Genomic DNA, 17070 nt, shown 5'->3' on the forward strand with positions numbered 1-17070 from the left:
TGCGCAAATAATTTCGCAGCGATGGATTTGATGGACATAATTATTCGTTTGGAAAATTCTTTTTAATCGCTCTTTCGGTACTCCAAAATAAATAAATACAAACCAATGCCGAGAGTGCTACTCCGAAGATAACTTGCTGTTTTTCATTCAGGTGAAAAACCAGTCCCAAAAACGAAACCGCCAAAAGGAAAAAGCCGATTTGCAGCATTATAACCGAAGAATATTTTTGAGAGAAATCCCAAACCTGTTGATTTTTCATTGACTTTCCGGTTCTGTAGCCGTACAAATTATTGATTTTTTTGGGCGGAAATCGGAGTGAAATGAGTGCTGTAAACACAAAAACAAGGCCCATTAAAAAAGGCATGAAGAAAAGTTTTTCGACTACAACAATTAAAAAATCTTCCATGATTATTCGAAGGCTATAAAAATAGATGGATCAATTGGGTAACCGTCTTTCCACAATTCGAAATGCAAATGTACGCCGGTAGATTCTTGTCCGGTTGAACCGGCTAAGGCTATAACTTCACCGGATTTGACGTTTTCTCCTTGGTCTTTGGTAAGCGAGGCGGCATGCTTGTAAGCTGAAATGAATCCGTTATTGTGGCGAATGATGATTACGTTACCATTGGTTGGTGTCCAATCGGCAAAAATGACGGTGCCGCTTAAGATTGATTTGATTGGTGTGTTTTTGGCTAAAGCTACATCTACTGCGTAATGTTTTTCTTTAGGATTGTATTTTTCGGTAATCAGTCCTTTGGCGGGTGGAAAAAGCACCACACCTGTTTTGGGTTTGGCTTTTTCAAACAAATTGTATTTGTCTTCGCGAGCCACTTGCTCCCGAAGTAATAAATCGGCTTTGGTAGGTTGCAAATCTTCTTCGGATACCGGTTCTAGATTTGTAGCGGTAATTGAATCTTTGCTGAATTTGGCATAATCCAAATCGCCGGTTAAAATCTTTCTGATGGAAGCGATGTAGGCTTCATTTTTTTTCAAAGCTCGGGATAAAGAATCGGATTTTAGAGCCAATTCCGTGGCGTCTTTTTTAAGTTTGGTTGAGGCATAACCCGGTATATATTCTCGTAATGGCGTAAAAGCAATGATATAAGTGGTGATAAAAATAATCAACAGCGCACCAATAGAAGCCACCACAAAAACATTCATCAAAGTCAACCGCAAAGAGAATACTTCTTCAAAAGTATCTTCATTCAGAATAACCAATCGGTTTTTCGTGAACAGTTTTTTTTTGATGATTTTGCGCTTGAGCCGTTTTTCCGACATGGTAAATGATTATACCACAAATATAGAAATTATATCTGCTAACGATTTCATAAACTTTGTTGTTCTTTAATCACAAATAAGTGCAGCTATTGATTTATTTTCTACCTTTGCGTAGTTTTTAATTTAATCACAGACGAGATGAACTTTTTAATGATATTTTTAGGAGAAATCGGGATGCCACAAATCTTGTTGATTTTGGCGATTGTTTTATTGCTTTTTGGCGGTAAAAAAATTCCGGAATTGATGAAAGGTTTAGGAAGTGGCGTTAAAGAATTTAAAAAAGCCGCTAAAGACGATACTGCTGCTCCGGCAAAAAAAGAAGAGGAAACGAAAGAATAAATTTCTTCACCTAATTCCTTAATCGAAATCCCAAATTCAGTAATCATTGAATTTGGGATTTTTTTGTTTTTAAAAAATCATCGTGAGTTGAATGCGTTTTCTTTCTTCATCCACTTCCACTACTTTTACCTGAACGTGTTGGTGCAACTTGACCACTTCGTTTACATCTGATACAAAACCTTCTTTGAGTTGGGAAATGTGTACCAAACCGCTTTCTTTGATTCCGATGTCGACAAAACAACCGAATGCCGTAATGTTGTTGACAATTCCGGGTAAAATCATACCGGTGCGGATGTCTTTGATAGTTTTGACGTTTGGATCGAATTCGAAAATTTTGGCGGCTTTTCTTGGGTCGAGTCCGGGTTTTTCGAGTTCTTTTAAAATATCTTTAACGGCTAAAATTCCGATTTCGGACGTAATATAATTTTCGGGTTTGATCAAAGCAATTTTATCCTTTTTCCCTATTAATTCAGCTGTTTTCAATCCCAAATCTTTCGCCATTTTTTCCACTATTGCATAAGCTTCGGGGTGAACAGCTGAATTGTCCAGCGGATTTTTTCCGTCTTTGATTCGGATAAAAGCGGCGGCTTGTTGGTAGGCTTTATCGCCCAAACGAGGAACTTTTTTGAGTTGTTTTCTGTCTTCAAACGGACCGTTTTCGCTTCGGAAAGCGACTATATTATCGGCCATTTTTTCGCCTATACCCGACACATAACTGAGTAATGATTTGCTGGCGGTATTGATATTGATGCCGACCGAATTCACGCAACGAACTACTACAGTATCGAGTTCTTCTTTGAGTTTGGTTTGGTCTACATCATGTTGGTATTGACCTACACCGATAGATTTGGCATCAATTTTCACCAACTCGGCCAAAGGATCAGAAAGTCGTCTTCCGATAGATACCGAACCTCTTACGGTGACGTCGAAATTAGGAAATTCGTCTCGGGCAATTTTACTGGCAGAATACACCGATGCACCGGCTTCTGAAACCACAAAAACCTGAACCGGCTTATCAAAAGCAATTTTCTTGATAAAGAATTCGGTTTCGCGCGATGCCGTTCCGTTACCGATGGAAATCGCTTCAATATTATAGGCGTTCACCATCGATTTTATTTTTTTCATGGCCATAGCCGTTTCATTTTGCGGCTGGTGCGGATAGATGGTTTCGTTGTAGAGCAAGTCGCCTTTTTCGTCCAAACAAACCACTTTACAACCACTGCGATAGCCCGGATCTATGGCTAAAATTCGTTTTTCGCCTAATGGCGGTGCTAAAAGCAATTGGCTCAAATTGCCGGCAAATACTTCAATGGCTTTGTTGTCGGCTTTGGCTTTGGCTTCTTGCAAAGTTTCGTTGGCAATGGCCGGTTCTAATAATCTTTTATAGCTGTCTTTGATGGCCAATCGCAGTTGATCGGCTGTTTCCCGATTGTTTTTGATAGTATTGTTTTCTATGAATTCGATGGCTTCTTCTTTTTCGATGGCTACATTTAACTTGACAAAACCTTCGGCTTCGGCGCGCAACATGGCCAGCAATCTGTGTGATGGTGCTTTGGATATCGGTTCGGCCCAATCGAAATACTGAGTAAATTTTTGGGCGGCTTCGTCGTCTTTTTTGGTTTTTACCACTTTGGTTTCTACCATCGCTTTTCTTTGAAACAGGCGACGGATATTTTTTCTGATGTAAACATTTTCGTTAATCCATTCCGCAATTATATCGCGCGCTCCTTGCAAAGCATCGTCTTCGTTGGGTACTTTGGCGTTCAGGTATTTAGACGCGATAAATTCAATATCATCTGCGTTTTGCGCCATGATTATTTTGGCCAAAGGTTCTAATCCGTTTTCTCGGGCGACATCGGCTCGGGTTTTTTTCTTCTTTTTAAAGGGCAAATACAAATCTTCAATATCTTGTAAATCGAAGCTGTTTTCAATTTTGGCTTTCAAATCCGAGGTCAATTGTCCTTGTTCTTCAATCGATTTTAAAATACTGTCTTTTCTTTTTACTATTTCGTCAAATTGTTTAGACAGTTTGGCAATGTTTTCAATGACTACCTCGTCTAAGTTCCCGGTTTGGTCTTTTCGGTAACGGGAAATAAAAGGGATAGTGCAATCCTCAGACAATAATTGCAGCGTGGCTTCGATACTTTTGGGTGAAGCGGTAACTTGGTTTTGAATGAATTGTATGTTGGTCATTTTGTATCTTTGAGAGATGGTTTGGACAATGATAAAATATTTTTTGCTTCGTATACTGTTATTGGTACTGTTGTGTTTTGGAAGTGTGTTTTTTTATATGGACTATGAAGAATTTTTTTTGGCTTATCTGTTTAGTATTCTAACCGGATTGTTTATTTGGTCTTGTTTATTGCTGATTGAAAGTTATTTTTTCCATCAAAAAAAATTGCTGCTCAAACGAAATTTAAACCTAATTGTGGCTGTTCCGGTATTTTTATTGCTGTTGTGTTTTGGAATTTTTGTTGTAAGTATTTAGGTTAATCCTGAACTATAAAGTCTTTAGGATCTTCCTTTTTAAATTCGGGTTGAATGTTGATGTGGTTGATGTTGAATTGTTGAAATAACACTTGTTCCACTTGGTGTAATAACTCATTAAATTCGCTCATTCTAATGTCTTCCGAGCAATCTAAATGAGCTTCCAAGTGTAATTCTTCATCATTCAGATGCCAAACATGAATGTGGTGTAATTTTTTGACCCCTGGAATTTTATGTACTTCGCGAACCAATTCTTTAATATCGATAAAATCCGGAGTGAATAACATCAACATTTTGGTAGACGCAACCAATAATTTTAATCCAACAACAATTAAGTAAATAGCAATAACGATAGTCATTAAGCTGTCAACCCAAAACCAACCGTAAAATTTCATTAACAAACCGCCAATCAAGACCGCTACAGAAGCCATCATATCGGTTAGTAAATGTAAATAGGCTGATTTCATATTAAGATTGTGCTCGGCATCTTTGCGGAGAAAAATAACCGACAGACCATTGACTATGATTCCCAACAAAGCCAACCAAATAACCAAATCGGATTCGATAGGATGCGGATTGAAAAAACGTTCGACAGCACCGTAAATCAAAATAAAAGCTACTATTACCAAAGTCGATGCGTTAACAAAGGCAGCAATCAATTCGGCTCTTTTATAACCAAAAGTATTATTAATTGAAGCTTTTCTTCGGGATAATTTATGGGCTACATAACTAAAAATCAAAGACAGAACGTCGGAAAAATTATGCAATGCATCAGAGATTAATGCCAAGCTGCCCGAAATAATTCCACCCACAATTTGGGCAATCGTTATTAGTAAGTTTAAAAGTATAGAAAGCACTAGGTTTCTGCCTTTAACTTCGTGTTTGTGAATGTGTATTTCGCTCATTTTAAATATTCGTATGGGCGTAAATTTTAAAACCTAATTGCAAGTAAGCATAACCTATCGGCAGGTTAAGCGACATTAAAAAAAGAGTTATTAGGATGGAATTTTTATCTTTTTTATTTTTCAGCATAAGCATGATAAGAGATACTGAAACTACAGTGTTTAATCCAAAAAAAGAAATAATAAAGAACAGACTGATGAAAATCATTCCGCTAAAAGTTGTGTAATAATAAAGCGCAACAATTAAGCTTCCGGTTAAAAAAGTGGCCAGAGCCGTTTTTCGGCCAAAATTATTATACTCTATAACGGTTTTCGGATACATAAATTATTGACAGGCTATTTTATTGACTCTGTTGGCGTGTCTTCCACCTTCAAAATCAGTATTTAAAAAAGTTTCCACCATTTCTACAGCCTGTTGAATTGAGGTATACCTGGCGGGAATACTAATAATATTAGCATTATTGTGCTGACGCGCTAAAGTGGCAATCTCTTTGGTCCAACACAAAGCTGAACGAATCCCTTGGTGTTTGTTAACAGTCATATTAATGCCGTTACCGGAACCACAAATTACTATACCAAAATCGGCTTTTTCAGTTTCAACGGCAGTTGCTACCGGATGACCAAAATCGGGATAATCAACACTGTCAAAAGTATCCGTTCCGTGGTTGATTACTTGGTGGCCTTTTTGTTCTAAATAAGCAACGATGGCTTTTTTATAATCCGGTCCGGCGTGATCGTTTCCGATGGAGATTGTCATGATTTTAATTGTATGGTTGTGAGCACAAATTTACGGAAAGTATCGGTTGAATTATTACTTTATTGTAACTACTTGATTATTAAAAAACAAGCTATTTGGGATTTTGAGAAAATTCTATAACTAACTGAAAATCATTAGATAAATTTCAATATAAATGTTAAAATTATAAGATGTTAATAGTGTTTTGCAAATCCTTGATAATCAGTTAACTTTAAATTAACACCAATTGTTAACAACTTTGGATAGAAAATCAGAAGTTTTTTTAGTTCGTCTTTCTTTTTTTCTAAGCAAAAATTACATCGAGAAAATCAAATTTAGTTTTGGCTTTTTTTAGAAAATTTATGAGCAAAAAAAAGATGGTTTTCAACAAAAGTCAACCATAAAACTTATTAATGTTTTACCCTTATGACCGACTGTTAACAACTGTTAATAAAAACTAAATTTTAATTCATTTTAAGGACTTTAGATTTTAAAATCGTTGTTAATTTCTCTGTATAAATTAAGATAACTTTTTTTAAAAATAAAACTTGAAAAAGTTATTCGCATAATTAACACACTATAATAACCATCATAAAATTTAAATAATTTTAAAAATCTTGTTTTTGTTTTTAATAGTTGTTGAAAACTTCAAACAATTTTTAAATGATTGTTAAGGTCATTTATTATGTTTTGAACTTTTTCCAGATCGTTAGGATGAACTTTTAACTGAATACCACCGTAGGCTAAACTGGCTAAAGGATCAATTGCAATTAAATTTTCATTTTGAAACAAATAAGGAATACCTTCACGGTCCAGTATGGTTCTTAAAACCATCATTTCATGAGCGAAATTAAAGGTAGCAACGGTTATAAATTCGGTCATTTTTTCTAGTTTTTATAAAGATACAAATTGTTATTTTTTAATTAAAACTAATCACTAATTACTATTTACTAATTACTATTTTGTAATTTTCAACATTAATTGAAATATAGCTTAACTATTTTAGAAAAGAAATCAATACTTGTATAAGCTATATTCTATGTGTTCCTATGAAAAATATTAACACACACATAAAAAGATACAATGAGTAAGAAACCCAAAAAGTTCGGAAAAAACACTAAAACATTTTCCGAGAAGATTTTTAAAATACTGTCTAAAAATCCCAATAAACCATTCAACTACAAACAAATAGCAGCTATATTAGAGCTCGACGATACTAAAAGTCGGAATGAAATTATCAAAGATTTAAAAGTTTTAGCGGCTCAAAAATTAATTATAGAATCCGAACCCGGTAAGTATTTGGTAAAAGCCAGTAGCCAAAAATACTACGAAGGAACCATTGATATGACTTCGCGTAAAACAGCTTATTTTGTTTGTGACGAATTAGAACACGATGTATTTGTTCCTTTTGTAAATTTGAATCATGCTTTAGACGGCGACTTGGTAAAAGCTTATGTTTACGACCGAAGAAGTTCAAGAAAGCCCGAAGCCGAAGTACTGGAAATTTTAGAACGCCACAAAGAAGAATTTGTTGGTGTAATAGATATTCAAAAGAATTTTGGTTTTGTAACGACTGCCAATGCTAAAATGTACACTGATATTTTCATCCCTAAAAATAAATTAGGGGAAGCAGAACATGGAGATGTTGTTTTGGTTAAACTAGAAGATTGGCCGGTTAAAGCTGATTCTCCTTTTGGTTCAGTAATCAAAGTTTTAGGAAAACCGGGTGAACACAACACTGAAATTCATGCTATTTTAGCCGAATACGGTTTACCTTATGATTTCCCGATAGAAGTAGAAGCTTATGCTAATAAAATTGATACTTCAATTACGCCAGAAGAAATAGCTAAACGTCGTGATATACGTAAGATTTTAACTTTTACCATTGATCCGAAAGACGCCAAAGATTTTGATGATGCCTTATCGTACCAAGTGTTAGAGAACGGAAATTACGAAATTGGTATTCATATTGCCGATGTTTCGCATTATTTAAAAGAAGGCACTATTTTAGATGATGAAGCTTATAAACGAGCTACTTCAGTGTATTTGGTAGACAGAGTGGTGCCTATGTTACCCGAAGTATTATCGAATTTTGCTTGTTCACTCCGACCTCATGAAGAAAAATATACCTTTTCTGCGGTATTCGAATTAACTCCTAAAGCGGAAGTAGTCAATCAATGGTTTGGTCGAACAGTGATTTACTCTGACCAACGTTTTGCTTACGAAGAAGCACAACATATTATTGAAACCAAAAGTGACATTATTCCGGCTGAGATTTCTTTAACCGGAAAGGAATATAAAGTTCCTGCTGAAATTGTAGCAGCCACTTTAAAGCAAGACGAATTGGCTAAAATTTTAAGAAGGAAAAGAATGGCTGCCGGAGCGATTTCGTTTGATAAAGTAGAAGTTAAATTCAACTTAAACGAAGCTGCTGAACCGGTTGGTGTGTTCTTTAAAATTTCGAAAGATGCCAATCACTTGATTGAAGAATTCATGTTGTTGGCCAATCGTAAAGTAGCGGAATTTATTGGTAAACAAAAGAAAACCTTTGTGTACCGAATTCACGATGAACCTAACGAAGATAAATTAATCAATCTGCAAACTGTGATTTCTAAATTTGGGTATACGATTAACATGAAATCCAAGCAAGATATTTCAAAATCATTAAACAATTTATTGAATGAAGTGAATGGTAAAAAAGAACAAAATTTAGTCGATACCCTTACCATTCGAAGCATGAGTAAAGCAGTTTATTCTACCGAAAATATAGGCCATTACGGATTAGCATTTGATTTCTACAGTCATTTTACCTCGCCTATTAGACGTTATCCCGATGTAATGGTACACCGATTATTACAATATTATTTAGATGGCGGAAAAAGTGCTAACCAGGAAGATTTTGAACAGAAATGTGCGCATTCCAGTGATATGGAAGCTTTAGCAGCCCAAGCCGAAAGAGATTCGGTAAAATACATGCAGGTTAAATACATGCAAGACCATAAAGACCAGGAGTTTTTAGGTGTCATTTCAGGAGTAACCGAATGGGGAATTTATGTAGAAATTATCGAAAATAAATGCGAAGGCATGGTTAGAATCCGAGAAATAAAGGAAGATTACTATGTGTTTGATGAGAAACAATATGCTTTAGTAGGTCAGGTTTCAAAGGCATTGTTGCAATTAGGAGACGAAGTGTATGTTAAAGTTAAAAATGCCGATTTGGTTAAAAAACAATTGGATTTTCATTTTATAAGAAGAAACGAATAATTTTAAAAAGTATGAAAAATTTAGTTTGCAGTTTATTATTTTTCAGCTCAATTGCTTTCGCACAAGTTGAAAAAAACGTTGGTGATTTTACCAAAGTAACCTCATTTGATCAAATCGATGTTATATTGGTTAAAAGCAAAGAGAATAAAGTGGTTATTGATGGTAAAGAAGCCAATGAAGTTGAGTTAGTCAATAAAAATGGTGAATTGAAAATCAGAATGCCTTTGACTAAATTATTAGCCGGCGATCACATTTCAGTTACTGTTTATTTTAATAGTTTAACTGCAGTTGAAGCCAATGAAGGTTCTCGAATTGCCTGTGGAGATATTATTCAATCGACTTCATTTGAGATCAATGCAAAAGAAGGTTCACAAATCAGAATGACTTTAAATGTTGGTAAATTGAATGTCAGAGTAGCTAATGGTTCTACCATAAATATTGAAGGCAATGCTGATAATCAAGATGTTTTAACCAATTCAGGTGGTATTTACGAAGCGCGAAATTTTAAGACTAAGCAAACAACTATAACTGCCAATGCCGGTGGAGAAGCCGATGTTTTTGCGACCGATTTAGTAGAAGCCAAAGTCAGAGCCGGTGGCGATATCACTATTTATGGCAAACCCAAACAAATCAATCAAAAAGTCATTGCCGGCGGTACAATACAAGAGGCAAAGTAGAATTTTTTTCAAATTTTTCAAATTTAATTCTAACTTGCAATGTCAAAATTCTAGCAATGATTTTTATCAACGATATTTTATCCGCCATTCCGCTTGGTTTTTTTCTGAGTTTTATGATTGGTCCTGTGTTTTTTGTACTCCTGGAAACTAGCGTAGTCAAAGGATTCAGAGCGGCTGTAATGTTTGATTTAGGGGTTGTTTTAGCGGATATCATTTTTATTCTTATTGCTTTTTTCAGTAGTTATCGTTTGATTCAAAGCATTAAAGACGATCCGGCTTTGTTTATTTTTGGCGGATTAGTGATGCTTACTTACGGTATCATTTCTTTTATCAAAAACAAAAAAGAATCGAGAAAAAGTATCGATGAAATTGACCCTAAAGAATTGGCAAAAACCAATTATTTTTCTTTGTTTATCAAAGGTTTCTTCTTAAACTTTATCAATATAGGTGTACTCGGATTTTGGTTGGCTATACTAATCACAATTGGACCGCAATTAGAATTAAAGGCTTCGCGAATGATAACTTTTTTCGCTACTTTAATCATAGTTTATTTTATTACGGATTTATTTAAAATCATACTAGCTAAACAGTTGCGTAGTAAACTCAACCCTAAAAATATTCTCTTAATCAAAAAGATTATCAGTATCGCTTTAATCATTTGCGGTGTGGTTTTGTTGTCTCAAGCTTGGTTCCCAAAAGAGCAAAAAATAGTCAATTCTGCTATTGAAAAATTAGAAGAGCAAGAGTAAAAATTAGATATAAAACCTCAATTAACCCTGAGGTTTTTTATTCGCCTATCGCAAGACTACAAACCATTTCTCCACTTAATTTTTTCTAAAAATTAGCCACAAAAAAAGCCCTCAAAAAGAGAGCTTAATAAAAAGCATCGTCCGGATTCGAACATTATCTTTACTTAATTTTTTCTAAAAATTAGCCATAAAAAAAGCCCTCAAAAAGAGAGCTTAATAAAAAGCATCGTCCGGATTCGAACATAATCTTTATTTAATTTTTTCTAAAAATTAGCCATAAAAAAAGCCCTCAAAAAGAGAGCTTAATAAAAAGCATCGTCCGGATTCGAACATAATCTTTATTTAATTTTTTCTAAAAATTAGCCATAAAAAAAGCCCTCAAAAAGAGAGCTTAATTAAGAGGCATCGTCCGGATTCGAACCGGAGTATACGGTTTTGCAGACCGGTGCCTAGCCGCTCGGCCACGATGCCAGTTGGACGGCAAATATACTAAAAAAGTTAAAAGGCAAAAGGCAAAAGGCAAAAAGTTTTGTTTTCGTAATTCGTAATTTAAAAATCGTAATTCTTTTAACTTCTGTATTCTTCTAATTCAATGGTAACCGTTTCAACATCACCGCCAATAGGTGGATTGAGTTTGGAAACCGCTAGTACTATTCTGGATACCGAAGGGATTTCTCTGAAGATTCTGGTAACTATTCTTTGGGCTACATGTTCTAATAATTTAGCCCGAATAGCCATTTCTTCCACTACTATACCGTTTAAAAGTACATAATCTACTGTATCTTTCAAGTCATCAGTAACCGAAGATTTTCTCAAATCAGTCTTGATTTCAAGGTCAACTCGGTAATCTGAACCTATTCTTCCTTCTTCTTCCAAACAACCGTGAAATGAAAAGGTTCTTATGTTTTGTAATTTAATCGTTCCCATATAAAGCAGTATTCAGTGTTCCGTAATCAGTATTCAGTTTGAATCAAATAAATAAAATAGGTTCTATTATCTATTCATCTCTTATCTATCATCTAAATTTTTATCTTTGCTAAAATTACAAAAATAATGTCAACAGAAGAGAAGTCCCTTAATTTCCTTGAACAAATTATCGAAGAAGATTTGAAAAACGGTTTGTCTAAAGACAAGTTGCGTTTTCGTTTTCCACCGGAACCTAACGGGTATTTACACGTTGGTCATGCCAGTGCGATTTGTTTAAACTTTGGTTTAGGAATTGATTATCAGTCGCCTGTAAATTTGCGATTTGATGATACCAATCCGGCTAAGGAAGAGCAGGAATACGTTGATGCAATTAAAAAAGATATAGAATGGTTGGGTTATCAATGGGATACCGAATGTTATGCCTCCGATTATTTCCAACAATTATACGATTGGGCAGTTCAATTTATTAAGAATGGAAAGGCTTATGTAGACAGCCAAACTTCGGAAGAAATGGCCCAACAAAAAGGTACGCCTACGCAAGCCGGAACCAATTCTCCTTATAGAAATCGTTCGGTGGAAGAGAATTTAGATCTTTTTGAACGCATGAAAAATGGTGAATTTCCTAACGGGACGCATATTCTTCGTGCTAAAATCGACATGTCGCACAACAATATGTTGATGCGTGATCCGATTATGTATCGTATTTTACATTCTCACCACCATAGAACCGGTAACCAATGGTGTATATATCCAATGTACGATTGGGCTCATGGCGAAAGCGATTATTTAGAGCAAATTTCACATTCATTTTGTACCCTTGAATTTTTACCACACCGTGAGTTATATGACTGGTTTTTAGACCAAGTTTATGATAATACTAAAGTACGTCCGAAGCAAAGAGAATTCGCCAGAAGAAATTTATCACATACCGTTGTTTCTAAAAGAAAACTATTGCAATTGGTTGAAGAAAAGCACGTTAGCGGTTGGGATGATCCGAGAATGAGTACTATTTCAGGAATGCGCCGTCGCGGTTATCCGCCTATGGCTATTCGAAATTTTGCTAAAACTATTGGTATTGCCAAGCGAACTAATTTGATTGATGTTTCGTTATTAGAGTTCTGTGTTCGCGAGGAATTAAATAAAACTACGCACCGTGTAATGGCGGTTTTGAATCCGGTAAAGTTGGTGATTACCAATTATCCTGAAGGTCAGGAAGAATGGTTAGAAGCCGAAAACAACCCGGAAGAGGAAGTAATGACCTATAGAAAAGTCCCATTTTCAAAAGAATTATACATCGAAAGAGAAGATTTTCAAGAAGAAGCCAATAAGAAGTTCTTCCGCCTGACTTTAGGGACTGAAGTGCGTTTGAAAAATGCCTATATCATTAAAGGGGAAAGCGTGATTAAAGATGCCGACGGGAATATTACAGAGATTCATTGTACTTATGATACCGATTCTCGAAGCGGAAGCGGCACCGAAGCTTCTCAACGCAAAGTAAAAGGAACCATTCATTGGGTTTCTATCAATCATGCGATTGAAGCGGAAGTTCGTATTTATGATCGTTTATTTTCTCATGAAAGTCCGGACGGCAATAAAGACATCGACTTCAAAGAATTTATTAATCCAAATTCTTTGGAAGTAATTACCGGTTATGTAGAACCCAGTTTACAATCGGCTAAAAATTTAGACCAATTCCAATTCCAACGTTTAGGTTATTTTTGTGTAGATAAAGATTCGTCTGCCCAAAAATTAGTTTTTAACAAAACAGTTGGCTTAAGAGACACTTGGGCTAAAGTGGAAAGCAAAGAATAATTTAGTATAGATTTTATAAATGAAAAGCCTGTTTAATAACGGGCTTTTTCTATTATTAATAAAAATGATTATTTTTTGTAACAATATAGTTTTATCCAATTAAAATTGACCTTCATAAATTGATTTTATTGGTTTTTTAAAATTTTTGAATGTCATTTTAAACCAACACAAGCGAACTGCTTTTATATCGCTTTAAAATAAGTTTTAATCGTTTAACGCACTATTAACAGCATTTCGACATAATTTTCGTAACTTTAATCAAATTAAAATTTCAAAAATTATGTCAGGAAGAAGTAGCGACAGCATTTTGGCACTTTTAGCCGGAGCTGCCATCGGAGTAGGTATCGGAATTTTGTTTGCACCTGATAAAGGTTCAAAAACGAGAGAAAAAATTAAAAATGGTTTCGATGATTTAAAAGATGAAGTACAATCTAAATTCAATTCGGTCGAAGAAGAAGCTAAAGAAAAATTTTCACAGACCAAAGATGAATTAAAAGATACGGTTGAAAATTTATTGTCTAAATCAAGTTACAAAGCAGAAGAAGCCATTTCCTTTTTGGAAGAAAAATTAGCCGAGCTTAAAAAACAAAACGCCAAATTACAGAAATAATGGCTTTTGAAGAAATCAAAGAAAATGTAGAAGACATACAGGAAAATGCCAAAGCCTATATGGAAAGTAGCCTGGCTTACTATAAACTTTGGGGTTTTAAGGTAGCTATGAAGTCAACCACTTTAATGGTTAAATTCTTGTTGATTGCGCTATGCCTAACGATAGTTTTGCTTTTTGTTTCCATAGCCGGAGCCTTGGCTTTTGGAAAATTGTTTGACAGTTATCCTTTAGGTTTTTTAGCCGTGGCCGGAATTTATTTGGTTTTAGCCATGCTCTTATTTTTGGTGAAAGACAAAATTGTGGAAGGACCAATCTTAGAAAAATTCTCCGAAATATTTTTTAACGACTAAATTATGGAGCCTAAAAAATATTCTTCTTACGCCGAGATTGAACACGATTTAGAGATTCTCAAATTGGAAAAAGAAATCTACTTCCAAAAGATGAAGCTTAGTTATGAGAAAACCAAAGAAAGTTTTTTCCCTTCCGAACCGGTTCAGGGTTTTTATGCCGTTTATAAAAAAGTATTTTCCGGTACTTTAGGCACTATTTTAAAAATAGCATTACCCTATGTAATCAGTTGGTTTATAAATAAAAAAAGAGGCGATTAAGCCTCTTTTCTTTTAGTGTTATTATCGGATTACACTTCTTCAGTAGGATTAGAAGTATCTGAAGGATTATAATCGGTTGACGTGTGATCGTTTTTCTTTTTAATGCGTTTCGGAGCATTTTTCATGACTTCACCTACTTGATTACTAGCTGTAAAACTCGCCACCATATTGTTCAACATATCGCTTCCGGCTTGAGGTGAATTTGGTAACAAGATTAAATTCGAGTTGGTATCGGCACCAATGGCTTGCAACGTATCGTAATGTTGTGTTACTACAATCAAAGCTGAAGCTTCTTGCGAATTGATGCCTACATTGTTTAAAACCTCTACACTTTCAACCAAACCACGGGCAATTTCTCTTCTTTGATCAGCTATACCTTGACCTTGTAAACGCTTGCTTTCTGCTTCTGCTTTGGCTTTAGCAACGATACGGATTCTTTGAGCTTCCGATTCGAATTCGGCGGCTGTTTTTTCTCTATCTGCCGCGTTGATTCGGTTCATCGCATTTTTTACTTGGATATCAGGATCAATATCGGTTACCAAAGTATTGATAATATCGTAACCATAAGCCATCATCGCTTCGTTTAATTCGCGTTTAACCGCAATAGCAATATCGTCTTTTCGTTCAAAAACATCATCTAATTTAAGTTTTGGCACTTCTGCACGAACTACGTCGAACACATAAGCGGTGATTTGATCATGTGGATATTCTAATTTATAAAACGCTTCATACACTTTTTCTTGGATCACTTTAAACTGAACCGATACTTTCATTTTCACGAATACGTTGTCTTTGGTTTTGGTTTCGATGATGACATCCAACTGTTGAATTCTCAAATTCACACGACCGGCAATTCGATCTATCACAGGAATTTTAAGTTGCAAACCCGAATTTCGGATGCTTAAAAACTTACCGAATCGTTCAATAACCACTGCGGTTTGCTGCTTTACGGTAAAAAAGCAAGAGAACAATACTAAAAGACCAAAGACTAAAAAGCCAATTAAAAAAACATCCATTTTTTATTATTTAAATTGTTAATACAGTGTTTATACGAAATATATGTATGTTTGTTACAAATTAACTGTCATCATTTCATGAACAAGAATCTTATTATCCTTTTGTTGTTGGTAACAACAATCGGCACTGCTCAATACGGCAATAGAGATGGAAACCGTATCGGTATTTCTGCCGGAATTTCACAAACAACTTTATTCACCAATAATTTTAAAGCCAGTCCCGAAATGGGTTTTGCCGGTGGTCTTTCGGTTCGAGGCAATTATTACAACAATTGGAGTATGATTTACGGAATGCAATTTTTCTCGAACAACTTCTCTTTAAAATCTTCGCTCAATCAAGACATTAAATACAATATACAAGGTGTTCAAGTGCGATTTTTATTCAGTTATAATGTAGTAGAAGACCACGTTTCTTTAGATTTCGGTCCGGTGTTACAAATCAATGGTAAACTTAAAGTCGATCCAACGGATGAAAACCGAATCTTAAAAGGTACTTTGTTAACCGCCGACCAAATTGTGGATATTTCACCGGTGAGCGGTAATTTTTATTTAGGATGTTCCGCCGGAAGCAGAACCATCAGAGCCGTGATTTTTTACGAATACGGTTTTACCAATATTTTAAACAAACTCAACAAAGACGATGCCTTGCAAGCGTTAAACAATGGCGATAAGTTTAAAGGCAATTTAGGAAGTATTAATGGACAAGTGATTATAAACCTATAAAAAAGCCCCGAATCTTCGGGGCTTTTTTATTTATAAACTTTCAATGGCTTTCTCTAATCGCTTGATGGTTTCGTCTTTACCAATCAATGCTACTATATCAAAAAGATGCGGTCCTTTGAGCGCGCCAACCAAACTCAAACGGAACGGTTGCATCACTTTCCCCATACCAATCTCATTTTTAGTCATCCAATCTTTCACGATGCCTTCGATGTTTTCCGAAGTGAAATCTTCAATGTTGTTCAATACCGAAATCAGTTGTTGCATTAATTGCGGTGTGTCTTCTTTCCAATTCTTAGCGGCTTTTTCATCATACGAACTTGGTGCCACAAAGAAATAATCGGCTAAATCCCAAAATTCGGAAACAAAGTTCGCACGCTCTTTTATCGAGGAAACGATGCTGACTAATTTGTCTTTTTCAATTGAGATTCCTTTTTCAGTTAAAGTAGGAGCAAAGGCTTCGGCCAAACTTTCATCGCTTTGTTTTTGCAAATATTGGTGGTTGAACCATTTGTTTTTCTCCGGGTCAAATTTGGCTCCTGCTTTGTGCACTCGGTTTAAATCAAATTTTTCAGCTAATTCCTCTAAGGAAAACAATTCTTGTTCGGTTCCGTCATTCCAGCCTAACAAAGCCAAAAAGTTAACCACCGCTTCCGGGAAAAATCCTTTCTCACGATAACCCGAGGAAAGGCCTTCTTCACTTTTCCATTCTAACGGGAAAACCGGGAATCCCATTTTATCGCCATCGCGTTTCGATAATTTTCCGTTGCCGATAGGTTTTAGTATTAAGGGTAAATGAGCAAATTCAGGCGCTTGCCAACCAAAGGCTTTGTATAATAAGCTGTGTAAAGGCATCGATGGCAACCATTCTTCTCCGCGAATCACATGCGAAGTTTCCATTAAATGGTCATCCACTATATTCGCCAAATGGTAGGTTGGCATGCC

18 protein-coding genes and 1 tRNA gene are annotated in these 17070 nt (G+C 35.4%); 9 read left to right on the top strand and 10 right to left on the bottom strand.

Annotated features, from left to right (window positions below; translation table 11 throughout):
• Positions 1-40 precede the first annotated feature (40 nt).
• Positions 41-406, bottom strand: a complete 366-nt coding sequence (locus tag ACIQ32_RS07695; protein ID WP_396195105.1) for an SdpI family protein — start codon at positions 404-406, stop codon at positions 41-43.
• 2 nt (positions 407-408) lie between these two features.
• On the bottom strand, positions 409-1278 hold the full coding sequence (locus ACIQ32_RS07700) for a M23 family metallopeptidase (protein ID WP_396195106.1): 870 nt from the start codon (positions 1276-1278) through the stop codon (positions 409-411).
• Between the two features lie 138 nt (positions 1279-1416).
• Here ACIQ32_RS07700 and tatA point away from each other — a divergent pair, with 138 nt between their 5' ends.
• Positions 1417-1617 (top strand): twin-arginine translocase TatA/TatE family subunit, encoded by a 201-nt coding sequence (gene tatA, locus ACIQ32_RS07705; protein ID WP_396195107.1) that lies wholly within the window; start codon positions 1417-1419, stop codon positions 1615-1617.
• 69 nt (positions 1618-1686) lie between these two features.
• On the opposite strand, the gene ACIQ32_RS07710 is transcribed toward tatA, so the two are convergent.
• The 4 genes from ACIQ32_RS07710 to ACIQ32_RS07725 all read right to left on the bottom strand — a co-directional run bounded on the left by ACIQ32_RS07710 (position 1687) and on the right by ACIQ32_RS07725 (position 6624).
• Positions 1687-3810, bottom strand: coding sequence for a Tex family protein (locus ACIQ32_RS07710; RefSeq protein ID WP_396195108.1), 2124 nt, complete (start codon positions 3808-3810; stop codon positions 1687-1689).
• Between the two features lie 296 nt (positions 3811-4106).
• Entirely contained in the window at positions 4107-5009 is a 903-nt protein-coding gene (locus tag ACIQ32_RS07715) for a cation diffusion facilitator family transporter (protein ID WP_396195109.1), read from the bottom strand.
• Positions 5010-5331: 322 nt separating this feature from the next.
• A complete protein-coding gene (gene rpiB / locus ACIQ32_RS07720; protein ID WP_396195110.1) occupies positions 5332-5763 on the bottom strand; it encodes a ribose 5-phosphate isomerase B in 432 nt (143 codons plus the stop codon).
• A 627-nt stretch (positions 5764-6390) separates the two neighbouring features.
• Positions 6391-6624: a DUF2007 domain-containing protein gene (locus tag ACIQ32_RS07725; protein ID WP_396195111.1), complete on the bottom strand. Its 234-nt coding sequence runs from the start codon at positions 6622-6624 to the stop codon at positions 6391-6393.
• Positions 6625-6825: 201 nt separating this feature from the next.
• On the opposite strand from ACIQ32_RS07725, the gene rnr reads away from it, so the two are divergent.
• From rnr to ACIQ32_RS07740, 3 genes are read left to right on the top strand one after another with little or no spacing between them, the layout of a single operon-like run.
• Positions 6826-9006 (top strand): ribonuclease R, encoded by a 2181-nt coding sequence (rnr, locus tag ACIQ32_RS07730; RefSeq protein WP_396195112.1) that lies wholly within the window; start codon positions 6826-6828, stop codon positions 9004-9006.
• A gap of 11 nt (positions 9007-9017) precedes the next feature.
• Entirely contained in the window at positions 9018-9683 is a 666-nt protein-coding gene (locus tag ACIQ32_RS07735; RefSeq protein ID WP_396195113.1) for a head GIN domain-containing protein, read from the top strand.
• 56 nt (positions 9684-9739) lie between these two features.
• On the top strand, positions 9740-10432 hold the full coding sequence (locus ACIQ32_RS07740; RefSeq protein ID WP_396195114.1) for a LysE family translocator: 693 nt from the start codon (positions 9740-9742) through the stop codon (positions 10430-10432).
• A 400-nt stretch (positions 10433-10832) separates the two neighbouring features.
• Here ACIQ32_RS07740 and ACIQ32_RS07745 read toward each other — a convergent pair.
• A tRNA-Cys gene (locus ACIQ32_RS07745) sits at positions 10833-10903 on the bottom strand.
• A gap of 96 nt (positions 10904-10999) precedes the next feature.
• Entirely contained in the window at positions 11000-11359 is a 360-nt protein-coding gene (folB, locus tag ACIQ32_RS07750) for a dihydroneopterin aldolase (RefSeq protein WP_396195115.1), read from the bottom strand.
• Between the two features lie 126 nt (positions 11360-11485).
• Here folB and ACIQ32_RS07755 point away from each other — a divergent pair, with 126 nt between their 5' ends.
• From ACIQ32_RS07755 to ACIQ32_RS07770, 4 genes are all read left to right on the top strand, one after another.
• Positions 11486-13171 (top strand): glutamine--tRNA ligase/YqeY domain fusion protein, encoded by a 1686-nt coding sequence (locus ACIQ32_RS07755; RefSeq protein WP_396195116.1) that lies wholly within the window; start codon positions 11486-11488, stop codon positions 13169-13171.
• Between the two features lie 280 nt (positions 13172-13451).
• Positions 13452-13781 carry a YtxH domain-containing protein gene (locus tag ACIQ32_RS07760; RefSeq protein WP_396195117.1) on the top strand — a complete coding sequence of 110 codons (330 nt, stop codon included), beginning with the start codon at positions 13452-13454 and terminating at the stop codon, positions 13779-13781.
• Complete coding sequence (locus tag ACIQ32_RS07765) at positions 13781-14131, top strand: competence protein (protein WP_396195118.1); 351 nt, start codon at positions 13781-13783, stop codon at positions 14129-14131. Before ACIQ32_RS07760 ends, ACIQ32_RS07765 begins: the two co-directional genes overlap by 1 nt.
• Positions 14132-14134: 3 nt before the next feature.
• The gene (locus ACIQ32_RS07770) at positions 14135-14389 is read left to right on the top strand and encodes a DUF6327 family protein (RefSeq protein WP_396195119.1); all 255 of its coding nucleotides are present in this window, start codon (positions 14135-14137) and stop codon (positions 14387-14389) included.
• Positions 14390-14418: 29 nt separating this feature from the next.
• Here ACIQ32_RS07770 and ACIQ32_RS07775 read toward each other — a convergent pair whose 3' ends face one another.
• A complete protein-coding gene (locus tag ACIQ32_RS07775; RefSeq protein ID WP_396195120.1) occupies positions 14419-15405 on the bottom strand; it encodes an SPFH domain-containing protein in 987 nt (328 codons plus the stop codon).
• Between the two features lie 78 nt (positions 15406-15483).
• Between ACIQ32_RS07775 and ACIQ32_RS07780 the strand changes: the two genes are divergently transcribed.
• On the top strand, positions 15484-16128 hold the full coding sequence (locus ACIQ32_RS07780; protein WP_396195121.1) for a PorT family protein: 645 nt from the start codon (positions 15484-15486) through the stop codon (positions 16126-16128).
• 30 nt (positions 16129-16158) lie between these two features.
• On the opposite strand, the gene ACIQ32_RS07785 is transcribed toward ACIQ32_RS07780, so the two are convergent.
• Positions 16159-17070, bottom strand: a 912-nt coding sequence (locus ACIQ32_RS07785) for a glutamate--tRNA ligase (protein WP_396195122.1), incomplete at its 5' end; no start/stop codon positions are given.

This window comes from Flavobacterium sp. (assembly GCF_044373165.1).
In the GTDB taxonomy this organism is placed as follows: Bacteria; Bacteroidota; Bacteroidia; order Flavobacteriales; family Flavobacteriaceae; genus Flavobacterium.

Bases quoted from the DNA above. Each gene is read 5' to 3' on its own strand.
- ACIQ32_RS07695 (WP_396195105.1), bottom strand. From the start codon at position 406: ATGGAAGATTTTTTAATTGTTGTAGTCGAAAAACTTTTCTTCATGCCT.
- ACIQ32_RS07700 (WP_396195106.1), bottom strand. From the start codon at position 1,278: ATGTCGGAAAAACGGCTCAAGCGCAAAATCATCAAAAAAAAACTGTTC.
- tatA (WP_396195107.1), top strand. From the start codon at position 1,417: ATGAACTTTTTAATGATATTTTTAGGAGAAATCGGGATGCCACAAATC.
- ACIQ32_RS07710 (WP_396195108.1), bottom strand. From the start codon at position 3,810: ATGACCAACATACAATTCATTCAAAACCAAGTTACCGCTTCACCCAAA.
- ACIQ32_RS07715 (WP_396195109.1), bottom strand. From the start codon at position 5,009: ATGAGCGAAATACACATTCACAAACACGAAGTTAAAGGCAGAAACCTA.
- rpiB (WP_396195110.1), bottom strand. From the start codon at position 5,763: ATGACAATCTCCATCGGAAACGATCACGCCGGACCGGATTATAAAAAA.
- ACIQ32_RS07725 (WP_396195111.1), bottom strand. From the start codon at position 6,624: ATGACCGAATTTATAACCGTTGCTACCTTTAATTTCGCTCATGAAATG.
- rnr (WP_396195112.1), top strand. From the start codon at position 6,826: ATGAGTAAGAAACCCAAAAAGTTCGGAAAAAACACTAAAACATTTTCC.
- ACIQ32_RS07735 (WP_396195113.1), top strand. From the start codon at position 9,018: ATGAAAAATTTAGTTTGCAGTTTATTATTTTTCAGCTCAATTGCTTTC.
- ACIQ32_RS07740 (WP_396195114.1), top strand. From the start codon at position 9,740: ATGATTTTTATCAACGATATTTTATCCGCCATTCCGCTTGGTTTTTTT.
- folB (WP_396195115.1), bottom strand. From the start codon at position 11,359: ATGGGAACGATTAAATTACAAAACATAAGAACCTTTTCATTTCACGGT.
- ACIQ32_RS07755 (WP_396195116.1), top strand. From the start codon at position 11,486: ATGTCAACAGAAGAGAAGTCCCTTAATTTCCTTGAACAAATTATCGAA.
- ACIQ32_RS07760 (WP_396195117.1), top strand. From the start codon at position 13,452: ATGTCAGGAAGAAGTAGCGACAGCATTTTGGCACTTTTAGCCGGAGCT.
- ACIQ32_RS07765 (WP_396195118.1), top strand. From the start codon at position 13,781: ATGGCTTTTGAAGAAATCAAAGAAAATGTAGAAGACATACAGGAAAAT.
- ACIQ32_RS07770 (WP_396195119.1), top strand. From the start codon at position 14,135: ATGGAGCCTAAAAAATATTCTTCTTACGCCGAGATTGAACACGATTTA.
- ACIQ32_RS07775 (WP_396195120.1), bottom strand. From the start codon at position 15,405: ATGGATGTTTTTTTAATTGGCTTTTTAGTCTTTGGTCTTTTAGTATTG.
- ACIQ32_RS07780 (WP_396195121.1), top strand. From the start codon at position 15,484: ATGAACAAGAATCTTATTATCCTTTTGTTGTTGGTAACAACAATCGGC.